Genomic DNA, 11,930 nt, shown 5'->3' on the forward strand with positions numbered 1-11,930 from the left:
GACGGTCCGGACACTATCCCGCAAGGACTACTACATGAAAAAAACGCTCTCCCTGCTTACTCTATTCGCACTGACTGCCTGCAACAGCACAACAGTCATTCCTGGTTCAACCATCAAAACCAGAACCAAAACCATTGTTTACACCGATACCGACACCGCAGCCGATACCAACCTCGACAGCCGTGTTGCCGTTTACCCCATCACGCCCAACCTGATTGAAAAAATGCGTACGCCACCCGTACTTTCCCAAGCCAACCAAGGCTTGGAGCAAAGCAAAAGCGCTTACCGCTACCGCATCGGCAGTGGCGATGTCCTCAATATCATGGTTTGGGCGCACTCCGACCTTAATTCCCCCATCCAGCAAAGCAACCCGCAAACCAACCAAGTCAGCCGCGGCGCCTGGGTAGATGAGGGCGGTTATATCACTTACCCGTTGGCAGGCAAAATTCAAGCTAAAGGCAAAACTTTGGACGAATTGCAAAATACCCTGGCCAGCCTTCTGAAACGCTACATCAAAAACCCTCAAGTAGCCATCAACGTTACCGAATTCCGTTCGCAACGTATTTCTGTATCCGGTGCCATCAACCAAGCAGGTCAACTACCGATTACCAATATTCCGATGACCATTTTGGATGCCATCAACCAAGCAGGCGGTGTCACCCAAAGTGCCGACACCCAACACATCAAATGGACGCACAACGGCGTCGACCGCACCATTTCCCTGCAAGACATGCTGCAATACGGCGATATGTCGCAAAACCATCTCCTCAGCCATGGCGACATCGTTTACGTTCCTAACAGCAGCAACAACAAAATCTACATCATGGGCGAAGTCGGCAAACAAGCCACCCTGCCGATCGGCAATCACGGCCTCAACCTGACCCAAGCGCTCGGCGAAGTGGGCGGCATGAACCAAGCCTATGCGGATGCAACCGGCGTATTCGTGATCCGCCGCGTACCTGAAGATGCGGCCAAACCTATCCACATCTACCAGCTCAACCTGAAAGATGCGACCTCTTACGCACTGGGCAGCGAATTCAAACTGCGTTCGGAAGACACCGTTTACGTTACCGCCGCCCCGGTTACCCGCTGGAACCGCGTAATGTCACAAATTACAAACTCCATCAGCAACGTCAACACCCTCGACAATACGTTTAAATAAGCAGTGATTCCTGCTGTCAGACCCTTGTTTGACAGCAGGATACAAAATCACGCACAATCCGACCAAATTACATAAACGGCATATAAAAGCCGTACACACCGCACAAACGGAAAAGTAGTACCTTATAGTCTGACTCACGCTTTTTTCAGACCATAAACCGAAACAATATCATGTACCACAACATACTCATCGTCTGCCTAGGCAACATCTGCCGCTCCCCCACCGCAGAGCGGATCATGCAGAAAAAACTACCCGGCCGCCGCATCAGCAGCGCCGGCATAAAAGCACTGGCAGGTAAGGATGCCGATTTCCAAGCCATCAAAACCGCACTCAAACACGGCGTTATCGTTGCAGGCCATACGGCACGCCAACTGACCGCCCCAATGTGCGAACAGGCCGATTTGATTCTCGTCATGGAGCCCTGTCAAATCGACATGGTGGCCGACATCCATCCGCCGGCACGCAGCAAAACCATGCTGTTTGCCCAATGGTTGCCTAAAAAAACCGTACCTGACCCATACAAACAAAGCAGTGAAATGTTTGAAGCCGTTTTTGAACAGCTCAATACTGCCGCAGACACTTGGAAAACCAAACTACACGGAAAAACTCAACCGGTATAAAACCGGCATGAACAAGAAAGCAAGCAATGAAAAAAACGACCTACACACCTTACAGCGCAGACAACGACGAAATCGACTTCGGCCAACAGCTGCGAGTAATTTGGACAAATAAATACAAAATCCTCGCCGCCCTGCTTGCAGGCGGTATTCTTGGCGCAGCCTTCAGCCTGGCATCCACTCCGCAATACCGTGCCGACGCCATGCTGGAAATTGAAACGCGACAAAACCAAATCCTGACTGAAATCAACAGCATCTTCAACAACCAAACCACGCCGTCTGAAGCAGAAGTCGAGTTGGTTCAATCACGCCTGGTGCTGGGTAAAACCGTTGACGACCTTCAGCTTGACCAAGAAGTCAAAGCCAAATACACACCCGTTATCGGCAGCCTGATGCACAACATCAGCGGCGACCCCGATCCCAAACTGACCGTCGGCAGCTTTACCGTACAAGACGAATGGTTCAACAAAACCTTCACGCTGACCGCCAAGAGCAACAAAGCCTATACCCTTACCCTGCCTGACAAACGCGTCGTCGAAGGCAAGGTCGGCGTGCCTCTGAAAATCAACAATCACACCACCCTCAAAATCGATCAAATACTGGCCAATCCGGGTCAAGAATTTGCGTTGACCAAGTTCTCCCGCATCAGTGCCATCGAAAACATCCAAAACAAACTGGCGGTCATCAGCAAAGGTAAAACCAGCCCCATCATCAACCTTGCCTTTACCGGCACCGACCCTAAACGTACCAGCGTCATCCTCAACAGCATTGCCGACAACTACGTTGCGCAAAACCGCGAACGCGACGTCCAAGTTGCATCCAGCGGTTTGGCCTTCATCAGCGAAGAATTGCCACGCTTGAAAGAAACCTTGCAAGACGCTGAAAACAAACTCAATGCCTACCGCCAACAATCAGGCTCCCTCGACATTCCGCTCGAGTCCAAAGGCGCATTGGAAAGCCTGACCGGCATCGAAACCCAAATTACCCTGCTCAAAACCGAAGAAGCAGGCTTGGCCGAGCTGTACACGCCGGAACACCCTTCCTATAAAGCCGTATTGGACAAACTCTCCGTTCTCGAGCGCGCTAAAAACAAAATCAACCAACAAATCGCCGAGTTGCCGAATACCCAACAAGAAGTTATCCGCCTGACCCGCGACGTAGAAACCAACCAGGCTACCTACGTCCAACTGTTGAGCAAACAACAAGAACTCAACATCATGAAAGCCAGCGCGCAAGGTAATGTCCGCATCGTCGATTATGCCTATGTCCCTGAAAACCCCGTTGCACCGCGTAAAGCCGTCATCACACTCTTGAGCGCACTTGCCGCAGGTTCATTGACCGCTTTGTGGCTGATGATTCGCAACCGCATGAAAAACGGCATTACTTCATCCGAAGAAATCGAAAACCTCAATTTGGAAGTCGTCGCTCTTGTTCCGCATTCCAAAACCCAGCAAAAACGCGACTTCTTCAAAAACAAATTCAAAAAAACCGGCGGCCGTTCCAACTATCTGCTGGCCAGCGAAGACCGCGCCGACACGGCCGTCGAAGCCATCCGCGCCCTGCGCACCAATATCTACTTCTCCATGCTGGATGCGCCTAACAACGTCCTCATGATTACCGGTGCCGCGCCTGAAGCAGGCAAATCCTTTATCTCCGCCAACCTCGCCACCGTAATGGCGCAGTCAGGCAAACGTATTCTGCTCATCGATACCGATATGCGCAAAGGCTACCTCGACCGACTCTTCGGCCTTACCCCCGAGTTCGGCTTGTCTGATATCCTCAACGGCAAAGCGGCTCCGGCCAAAGCCGTACAAGAGACCGGCATTGAGAACCTCCACCTCATCAGCAACGGCAGCTATCCTAGCAATCCGTCCGAGCTTTTGATGGACAACCGTTTCAACGAGTTGCTCGCCCACGCGCGCCAACGCTACGATTACGTCATCTTGGACACGCCGCCCGTATTGGCCGTGACCGACGCCGTCATCATCGGCCAACATGCAGGCACCGTCCTGATGATCAGCCGTTATGCGCACACGCGTGCACGAGAGCTTGAGGCCAGCGTCGAACGCCTCAAACAAAATCACATCAACATCAAAGGTGTCGTCCTCAACGGCATGAAGCGCGAAGCCAACAACAGCTACGACTACTACGCCTACGATGCCTACCATTCCGGTAACAATAAATCATAAACCGAAGCAGGCCGTCTGAACTTTCAGACGGCCTAAGGCTTTTTAAACGGCACAAAATATTTTTCACAAACTCCGCCCTTGCACCCCAAAGCCGTTTGTTTTAAAGTAAGCCCCGTTCCCATATGGAAGAGAAACATGAAAATTACCGTCATCGGCGCAGGTTCGTGGGGTACAGCTCTCGCGTTGCACTTTGCGCACCACAACAATGAAGTTGCCCTTTGGACACGCAATCCCGACCAAATCCGCACCCTGCAAGCAGATCGCGAAAACAAACGCGGCCTGCCCGGCTTCCCTTTCCCTGAGTCCCTGACCGTTCACGCCGATTTGGGCGAAGCGCTGAAAGACAGCCAACTTGCCCTGATCGTTACCTCCGTAGCCGGCCTCAGAAGCAGCGCCGAACTGCTCAAACAGCATAACGCCGCCGATATTCCCGTTCTCGCCGCCTGCAAAGGTTTTGAACAAGATACCGGCCTCCTGACTTTCCAAGTACTGAAAGAAGTCCTGCCTAACAATAAAAAAATCGGCGTTCTCTCAGGCCCGAGCTTTGCCCAAGAACTGGCCGCCCAACTGCCTTGCGCCGTCGTTCTTGCTTCCGAAAACAAAGACTGGGTGGAAGAAACCACTGCCCAACTGAACACCAACGTAATGCGCCTGTACGGCAGCACCGACGTCATCGGTGTCGCAGTGGGCGGTGCCGTTAAAAACGTCATGGCAATTGCCACCGGCCTTTCAGACGGCCTCGAATACGGCCTCAACGCACGCGCAGCCTTAGTAACACGCGGCCTTGCCGAAATCACCCGCCTTGCCATCGCCATGGGCGCTCAACCCAAAACCATGATGGGTTTGGCAGGCATCGGCGACCTTATCCTGACCTGTACCGGCGCACTCTCGCGCAACCGCCGCGTCGGCCTCGGCCTCGCAGAAGGCAAAGAGTTGCATCAAGTGCTTGTCGAAATCGGCCACGTTTCCGAAGGCGTCAGCACCATTGAAGAAGTCTTCAACACCGCCGCTAAATACCAAATCGATATGCCCATCACTCAAACCCTGCTGCAACTCATCCGCAAAGAAATGACACCGCAGCAAGTCGTTGAACGCCTGATGGAACGAAGCGCTCGCTTCGAATAAACGGTCGCGCCGTCTGCCATTCAGACGGCCTGAAGCACGACATGACGGCCATAAGGCCGTCTGAAGGGAAACACATGAACCAATCACTGAACAATCTGGAAATCAACGTTTACCAACTTGTCCAAAAATTTGAAACGCTGGTTTCAGAAAACCGCCGTCTCAACGAAGAAATCGACAGACTCAAACTCGAGCAAGAGCAACAAAAACGCCAACACGACGCGGCCATTGACGAACTCAGCGAAGCCTTGCTGGTTCAAGTCGGCAAACTCAAAGAAGACCTGCAAAGCAAAATTGACAACCTGACTGCCGAAAAAGAAAACTACCGCAACGCGCTGGCACAAAGTGCAGACCAAATCCGCAGCCTCATTGCCCGATTGCCCCAAGAAACACAACAATAAAAGGACGCCCCGTGAGTATCGAACAAGTCAATCTCGACATCATGAATGTCAACTTCACCATCAACACACCGAGTGAAGAAAAAGCCACCCTCCTGCAAGCCGTTGAAATGCTCAACAAGAAAAGCGATGCGATTAAAGAAAGCGGCCGCATCGTCGGCACAGACAAAATTATCGTCATGGCAGCCCTCAACGTCGTACACGACCTCTTGAAAACCACCCTCAATGACGATTTGGCAATCGGTGAATTTGAGCGTAAAATAACCGACATGAACAACGCGTGCCAAAAAGCACTGGCGCGCTTGGAGCAAAACTGATTTCCCCCTTTTCCCTGCGGTGTTCGCGAAGGCATATATTCCTTTGAACCAATACGTTCGCTTTAGGTTGCCGGGAGTTGTAGTGGGCGCGAGCGTCCGTTTATCGGACGCACCCGAAACTACCCGAGGTGACCGCCTTGTCAGCAAGGTTCAAGCGGATTCAGCCTAAACGGCACTCGTGGGGATTCCCTAAAAAAGCCATACCGACAGGTGTGGCTTTCCCCTTTCTAAGTAAAGACTTTCGTAAAGATTTCCGGCCGTCTGAAAAAACCGCATATTCATGCATCAAACACGTTCGATTAAGATTGACAAAAACCAATCTCCTCTTTAAAATCCATAACTTTCTATATATATCTGGATTCCAACCATGAAAACCTTCTCTGCAAAACCCCACGAGGTGAAGCGCGAATGGTTCGTCATTGACGCAGAAGACAAAGTTCTGGGTCGTGTCGCAGCCGAAGTCGCACACCGTCTGCGCGGCAAACACAAACCCGAATACACCCCTCACGTTGATACCGGCGACTACATCATCGTCATCAACGCAGACAAACTGCGCGTGACCGGTGCTAAATTCGAAGACAAAAAATACTTCCGTCACTCTGGTTTCCCAGGCGGCATCTACGAGCGTACTTTCCGCGAAATGCAAGAGCAATTCCCAGGCCGCGCTTTGGAACAAGCCGTAAAAGGTATGTTGCCTAAAGGTCCTCTGGGCTACGCCATGATCAAAAAACTGAAAGTGTACGCCGGCGCCGAACACGGCCACGCTGCACAACAACCTAAAGTTTTGGAACTGAAATAATAAGGACACGACATGAACGGTAAATACTACTACGGCACAGGCCGCCGCAAAAGTTCAGTGGCTCGTGTATTCTTGACTAAAGGTACCGGCCAAATCATCGTAAACGGCCGTCCCGTTGACGAATTCTTCGCACGTGAAACCAGCCGCATGGTTGTACGTCAACCTCTGGTTCTGACTGAAAATGCCGAATCTTTCGACATTAAAGTTAACGTAACCGGTGGTGGCGAAACCGGTCAATCCGGTGCCATCCGTCACGGCATCACCCGCGCCCTGATCGACTTCGACGCAGCCCTGAAACCAGCTCTGTCTCAAGCAGGCTTCGTTACTCGCGATGCTCGTGAAGTTGAACGTAAAAAACCTGGTTTGCGCAAAGCACGTCGCGCAAAACAATTCTCCAAACGTTAATACGTTTCCAGGATCGAATCAAAAGCCTTGCTCTGCAAGGCTTTTTTCATTTATAAAACGATAATTCAATATCCCCCGCAATATATGATGAAAACCCTGCTCCACTACGCCAAATCATTGCTTCAGGCTGTGATTATCTTCATCTTCTTATCCCTGATTGTCGACTGGGTGCGCAAGCCTGAGCAACCCTTGCAGTCGGCAGCACAAACCATCACTTTAACCGATGGGCAAACCACTTCCCTTCAATCCTTCAGCCAGAACCGTGTTGCTGTTGTTTACTTTTGGGGTAGCTGGTGTCGTATTTGTTCATACACATCGCCGACCATAGAAAAGCTGCACCAAGACAATATCCCAACACTGGGCATAGCCTTGCGCTCCGGAAGTGACGCGGACATTGCCCACCATATGCAACAAAACAATCTATCCTTTCCAAACTTCAATGATTCAGACGGCCTAATGGCTCAAAAATGGAACATAGCCGTCACTCCAACCATTATCATATTAAAAGATGGCAAAATGATTCATCACACATCCGGACTTTCCAGTTATATCGGCTTAAAAATCAGAATTTACTTGGCAAATATCTTCAGCTAAATTCATTGAAAATCCACTAAAAATAGAGAATCTAAAGAATAATTTCACCTGAATATATTCAACCAATTCGATTTCATAAATAAATGAACTATCTCTTTCCCAATAACATATGATTTTGTTGAGATTATAAAGAAAATAGACTAAGATATAACCATAAGAACAATTGGAAACATTATTATCAAAACAAACTGTTAGAGATCTTCATCTAATATTGTGGCAGTGATGCTTTTGTTCCCATGACTCGGCTGCCGACGGCAGCCTTAAAACAGCAATATCGCCTTTATCAACCTACCTCACGCTTCAACGGTTTGATTTTTGATAACACCGGAGACTTAGTAATGCCTAACCAATCTAAACATGCATCTATCAATATCGGTCTAATTCAGGCACGGGAAGCATTGATGACCCAATTCCGCCCTATTCTGAACCAAGCCAATATTACTGACCAGCAATGGCGTATCATCCGGCTCTTAGCGGAAAACGGCACTCTCGACTTCCAAGACTTGGCCAATCAGGCCTGCATCCTCCGTCCCAGCCTGACCGGCATTCTGACCCGCTTGGAAAAAGCAGGTTTGGCCGTGCGCCTGAAGCCTTCCAACGACCAACGCCGTGTTTACCTGAAACTGACGCCCGAAGGCGAGAAACTCTATGAGTCCACCGGCGCATTGGTTGACGAGCGCTATGACGCAATTGAAAAAGTCCTTACCAAAGAAAAAATGGCACAACTCAAAGAACTCTTGGCAGAGCTGGCAAAAATCGAACAGGCATTAAAATAAAGCGAGCCGGATGACAGATTCAACACACACACTCAAGAGATCCTTCCGAGATGCCATGGCCTCCTGTGCCGCCGGCGTGCACGTTATCACGACAGACGGCGAAGCGGGACGCTATGGCATTACTATGACTGCCGTAACTGCCGTTACCGACGAGCCACCGACGGTCATGCTGTGCATCAACCGCCAATCCGCCATCATTCCCATTCTGCAAGGCAACCGTGATTTGTGCATCAACACACTCAACGACAGCCAGCAGGATGTTGCCGAACACTTTGCCGGACTGACCGACCTCTCACCTGAAGAACGCTTCGAATACCATATTTGGCATAGGGGGCAAACCGGACAGCTCGAAGTCGAAGGAGCGCTGGCGCACCTGCACGGCAGCATTGTCGATCAACGCGAAATCGGCACGCATTACGTCTTTTTCGTTCAGATCAACGAAATCCGCAATACCGACGCGCAAGCGCCGGCATTGCTGTATTTCCGTCGACAATTCAAATCTTTGGCATAAATAAAGGTCTCAGGCCGTCTGAAACATCGGTTTCATTTTTCAGACAGCCTGAGACTTTTTCTGTTTCACACATTATAGGCACACCCATGAAAGCAATGATACTGGCCGCCGGTCGCGGCGAACGCATGCGCCCGCTGACCGACCACACGCCCAAACCCTTACTCGAAGTAGCAGGTACACCGCTTATCGGCTGGCACTTGCGCCGCCTGCAGCAGGCCGGTTTTACTGAAATCGTCATCAACCATGCCTGGCTTGGCCAGCAAATCGAAGACACCTTGAAAGATGGTTCAACCTACGGCGTGCGCATTGCCTATTCTCCCGAACGTACCGGAGGCCTGGAAACCGCGGGTGGCATTACCACTGCCCTGCCTCTTTTGGGCAACGAGCCGTTTTTGGTCGTCAATGGCGACGTATTGACCGACATTGATTTCCAAGCTGCACGACTGGCTGCCCAGCGCATACAGGAACACAACCTTCTCGCCCATTTGTGGCTGGTGGACAATCCGCCCCATCATCCCGAAGGCGACTTCGGCCTGCTTTCAGACGGCTTGGTATCCGCCTCATCAAAAGACGGCCAAGCCCTGACTTTCAGCGGCGTGGGCGTTTATCATCCCGCGCTTTTCAAAGATACCCCGGCACACCAGGCTGCCAAGCTTGCCCCTCTGTTGCGTCAAGCAATGAGCCAAAACCAAATCAGCGGCGAACACCACAACGGCCTTTGGTTGGACGTCGGCACAGTCGAACGCCTGCAAGAAGCCGACCGTATCGCCCAAAGCTGGTAAAACAAAAGAGGCGTATCCGATACGTCCCTTTCAATATCAAAGGCCGTCTGAAAATATTGGTCAACCCATTTTTCAGACGGCCTCAATCTATCATCAAGCTTTAGCCAATTTCTTTTCTTTCTTCATTCCCAACAAGCCATTGACAATCATCACGCACAATCCCGACCAAATCAGTCCGTAGCCGATCAATGCGCCTTTTTGCACCGGCTCGCCCAGCCATACAATCGACACAATAAAAAGCAATACAGGCTCCAAATAGCTCAACATACCGAACACCGCCACCGGCAGCAACTGATTTGCCTTTAAATTCAAATGCATGGATATTGCACTATTAAAACCCAGCAACACAATAAAAAAGATTAAAACCGGTTTGGCCGCAATCATCGCCGGCGTATCCGTTGCCAGCACAATATACGCCAACGCAAACGGCGTAATCATCAACAAATCAAAGGTCAGCCCAATTAAGGAAGGCACGCCCAGCTTGCGGCGCAGCAGATAATAAAACGGATAAGTACCGAACACCCATACAGTCGTCCACGAAAACGCGCCCGACCGCACCAATTCACATGCCACGCCTGCACATGCCAACGCAACGGCAACCGTCTGTAATCGGTTTAAACGCTCTTTAAACCAAATCCGTCCACCCAGCATCATCGCCAAAGGAAACAGGAAATAACCCATGGCAATGTTTACCCCTTCCCCATTGACCGGCCCCCAGACAAACAGCCACAACTGGCTGGCAAATATCGGCGTCGGCAATACAATCAGCAGCCATCGTTTCCAATCCCGGCCGACGCCATAAGCAAAACGCGTTGCCGCCTGCCAACCGTTGACCATCGTCATCAGCACGCACAAAGCCGACAGCATGGCGACCATGCGCCAGGCAAACACCTCCGTCCCCGTCATCGGCCGCATCCACATACTGTACAGAAACATCATGGAAAACAACAAATTGGACGCTATCGCGGCCAGCAAACCTTTGGATAAATTCGTCATTTCAGACGGCCTTTTGCAATCAATCAAAGTTAATATTGTAGAAAAAACGGATGAAAAAATTACTCATCTTTTTGAATGAAGTTTTACCGCAAACATCCGTTTCATTAAAGGCCGTCTGAAAACCCTGTCTTCAGGTTTTCAGACGGCCTTTCATTGCATCGAAGCAGTCTAATACATCAGCCCTGCTTCACAATATCCGACAGCGGCCAGCGCGGCTTGACATTGAATGCGCCGACAGCCTGACGCTCGGCAAGACGCATCGCGCCGGCAAAGGCAATCATTGCGCCGTTGTCGGTACAGTATGCCATCGGCGGGAAATAGACGTTGATTTTTTCTTCCTGAGGTTTGGGTTTGCCTTTTTCAGACGGCATTTTAACGGTTAAGCGCGAGAATTCATCACGCAGTTTCCAGTTTGCACCCACGCCGCCGGCAACCACCAAAGTTCTGAAGCCGGTATCCAACAACGCTTTTTTGGCTTTGGCCGCCAATACGTCAACCACCGCATCTTGGAAAGCGCGGCAAATATCGTTACGCGTCTGTTCGGGAATTTCATCGCTGCCGGTTTCGGCGCGGACTTTTTCGACAGCGGTCAAAACGGCTGTTTTCAAACCGGAAAAGCTCATCTGCAAATCGTGCGAATGGAGCATAGGACGTGGGAATGTGAAGGCATCAGACGTACCGAGTTTGGCCAGCTCGGATAATTTGGCACCGCCGGGATAAGGCAGGCCCAAGAGCTTGGCCGTTTTATCAAATGCCTCGCCTGCCGCATCATCCACACTTTCACCCAGCAAGGTGTAATCGCCGATACCGCGTACAGCCATAAATTGCGTATGTCCGCCCGACACCAGCAAAGCAACAAATGGAAATTCAGGCTTGTCGTCTGCCAACAAGGGCGAGAGCAAATGGCCTTCAAGATGGTGAACGGGGATAACGGGCTTGCCGATGGCAAATGCCAACGCATTAGCAAAGCCTGAACCGGCCAGCAATGCACCGCCCAAGCCCGGGCCTTGCGTAAAGGCAACCGCGTCAATGTCGGCATAGCCTACGCTTGCTTCCTTCAAGCAACCTTGCGTCAACGGCACGACACGGCGGATATGGTCGCGGCTGGCCAATTCGGGGACAACGCCGCCGTATTCGGCGTGCATCGCCATTTGTGTGTGCAAATGATGCGCCAACAGGCCGCGCTCAGTATCGTAGAGCGCAACGCCGGTTTCGTCGCAAGATGATTCAATTCCTAATACCAACATGGTTTGAGGCCGTCT

Annotated in this window: 14 protein-coding genes and 1 other RNA gene; 13 read left to right on the forward strand and 2 right to left on the reverse strand. The window is 51.0% G+C overall.

Annotated elements, in window-relative coordinates; genetic code table 11:
• Positions 1-34: 34 nt before the first annotated feature.
• From O3661_RS03870 to murU, 13 genes are all read left to right on the forward strand, one after another.
• Entirely contained in the window at positions 35-1,162 is a 1,128-nt protein-coding gene (locus O3661_RS03870; protein WP_107724023.1) for a polysaccharide export protein, read from the forward strand.
• Between the two features lie 170 nt (positions 1,163-1,332).
• Positions 1,333-1,782: a low molecular weight protein-tyrosine-phosphatase gene (locus O3661_RS03875; protein WP_107724022.1), complete on the forward strand. Its 450-nt coding sequence runs from the start codon at positions 1,333-1,335 to the stop codon at positions 1,780-1,782.
• Positions 1,783-1,808: 26 nt separating this feature from the next.
• Positions 1,809-3,968 (forward strand): polysaccharide biosynthesis tyrosine autokinase, encoded by a 2,160-nt coding sequence (locus O3661_RS03880; RefSeq protein WP_371492354.1) that lies wholly within the window; start codon positions 1,809-1,811, stop codon positions 3,966-3,968.
• 135 nt (positions 3,969-4,103) lie between these two features.
• Positions 4,104-5,093, forward strand: coding sequence for an NAD(P)H-dependent glycerol-3-phosphate dehydrogenase (locus tag O3661_RS03885; RefSeq protein WP_107810433.1), 990 nt, complete (start codon positions 4,104-4,106; stop codon positions 5,091-5,093).
• Positions 5,094-5,167: 74 nt separating this feature from the next.
• On the forward strand, positions 5,168-5,491 hold the full coding sequence (locus O3661_RS03890) for a hypothetical protein (RefSeq protein ID WP_036494022.1): 324 nt from the start codon (positions 5,168-5,170) through the stop codon (positions 5,489-5,491).
• An 11-nt stretch (positions 5,492-5,502) separates the two neighbouring features.
• On the forward strand, positions 5,503-5,805 hold the full coding sequence (locus O3661_RS03895) for a cell division protein ZapA (RefSeq protein ID WP_188213433.1): 303 nt from the start codon (positions 5,503-5,505) through the stop codon (positions 5,803-5,805).
• 8 nt (positions 5,806-5,813) lie between these two features.
• A non-coding RNA gene (ssrS, locus tag O3661_RS03900) (6S RNA) lies at positions 5,814-5,994 on the forward strand.
• A gap of 178 nt (positions 5,995-6,172) precedes the next feature.
• Complete coding sequence (gene rplM, locus O3661_RS03905; RefSeq protein ID WP_003684605.1) at positions 6,173-6,604, forward strand: 50S ribosomal protein L13; 432 nt, start codon at positions 6,173-6,175, stop codon at positions 6,602-6,604.
• A gap of 12 nt (positions 6,605-6,616) precedes the next feature.
• Positions 6,617-7,009, forward strand: coding sequence for a 30S ribosomal protein S9 (gene rpsI / locus O3661_RS03910; protein WP_003681515.1), 393 nt, complete (start codon positions 6,617-6,619; stop codon positions 7,007-7,009).
• A gap of 84 nt (positions 7,010-7,093) precedes the next feature.
• A complete protein-coding gene (locus tag O3661_RS03915) occupies positions 7,094-7,603 on the forward strand; it encodes a protein disulfide oxidoreductase (protein ID WP_371492355.1) in 510 nt (169 codons plus the stop codon).
• Between the two features lie 338 nt (positions 7,604-7,941).
• A complete protein-coding gene (gene hpaR, locus O3661_RS03920) occupies positions 7,942-8,379 on the forward strand; it encodes a homoprotocatechuate degradation operon regulator HpaR (RefSeq protein ID WP_004520883.1) in 438 nt (145 codons plus the stop codon).
• A gap of 10 nt (positions 8,380-8,389) precedes the next feature.
• Positions 8,390-8,890 carry a 4-hydroxyphenylacetate 3-monooxygenase, reductase component gene (gene hpaC / locus O3661_RS03925; protein ID WP_049322621.1) on the forward strand — a complete coding sequence of 167 codons (501 nt, stop codon included), beginning with the start codon at positions 8,390-8,392 and terminating at the stop codon, positions 8,888-8,890.
• Between the two features lie 86 nt (positions 8,891-8,976).
• Positions 8,977-9,672, forward strand: coding sequence for an N-acetylmuramate alpha-1-phosphate uridylyltransferase MurU (gene murU / locus O3661_RS03930; RefSeq protein WP_371492356.1), 696 nt, complete (start codon positions 8,977-8,979; stop codon positions 9,670-9,672).
• 93 nt (positions 9,673-9,765) lie between these two features.
• On the opposite strand, the gene rarD is transcribed toward murU, so the two are convergent.
• Both rarD and tsaD read right to left on the reverse strand, forming a co-directional pair.
• Entirely contained in the window at positions 9,766-10,668 is a 903-nt protein-coding gene (gene rarD / locus O3661_RS03935) for an EamA family transporter RarD (protein ID WP_371492357.1), read from the reverse strand.
• Between the two features lie 176 nt (positions 10,669-10,844).
• Positions 10,845-11,915, reverse strand: a complete 1,071-nt coding sequence (gene tsaD / locus O3661_RS03940; RefSeq protein WP_371492358.1) for a tRNA (adenosine(37)-N6)-threonylcarbamoyltransferase complex transferase subunit TsaD — start codon at positions 11,913-11,915, stop codon at positions 10,845-10,847.
• Positions 11,916-11,930 lie beyond the last annotated feature (15 nt).

This window comes from Neisseria sp. 20925_1_37 (assembly GCF_041433255.1).
GTDB classification, from domain to species: Bacteria; Pseudomonadota; Gammaproteobacteria; order Burkholderiales; family Neisseriaceae; genus Neisseria; species Neisseria flavescens_D.

Coding starts and splice junctions, on each gene's coding strand:
- O3661_RS03870 (WP_107724023.1), top strand. CDS start 35: ATGAAAAAAACGCTCTCCCTGCTTACTCTATTCGCACTGACTGCCTGC.
- O3661_RS03875 (WP_107724022.1), top strand. CDS start 1,333: ATGTACCACAACATACTCATCGTCTGCCTAGGCAACATCTGCCGCTCC.
- O3661_RS03880 (WP_371492354.1), top strand. CDS start 1,809: ATGAAAAAAACGACCTACACACCTTACAGCGCAGACAACGACGAAATC.
- O3661_RS03885 (WP_107810433.1), top strand. CDS start 4,104: ATGAAAATTACCGTCATCGGCGCAGGTTCGTGGGGTACAGCTCTCGCG.
- O3661_RS03890 (WP_036494022.1), top strand. CDS start 5,168: ATGAACCAATCACTGAACAATCTGGAAATCAACGTTTACCAACTTGTC.
- rplM (WP_003684605.1), top strand. CDS start 6,173: ATGAAAACCTTCTCTGCAAAACCCCACGAGGTGAAGCGCGAATGGTTC.
- rpsI (WP_003681515.1), top strand. CDS start 6,617: ATGAACGGTAAATACTACTACGGCACAGGCCGCCGCAAAAGTTCAGTG.
- O3661_RS03915 (WP_371492355.1), top strand. CDS start 7,094: ATGATGAAAACCCTGCTCCACTACGCCAAATCATTGCTTCAGGCTGTG.
- hpaR (WP_004520883.1), top strand. CDS start 7,942: ATGCCTAACCAATCTAAACATGCATCTATCAATATCGGTCTAATTCAG.
- hpaC (WP_049322621.1), top strand. CDS start 8,390: ATGACAGATTCAACACACACACTCAAGAGATCCTTCCGAGATGCCATG.
- murU (WP_371492356.1), top strand. CDS start 8,977: ATGAAAGCAATGATACTGGCCGCCGGTCGCGGCGAACGCATGCGCCCG.
- rarD (WP_371492357.1), bottom strand. CDS start 10,668: ATGACGAATTTATCCAAAGGTTTGCTGGCCGCGATAGCGTCCAATTTG.
- tsaD (WP_371492358.1), bottom strand. CDS start 11,915: ATGTTGGTATTAGGAATTGAATCATCTTGCGACGAAACCGGCGTTGCG.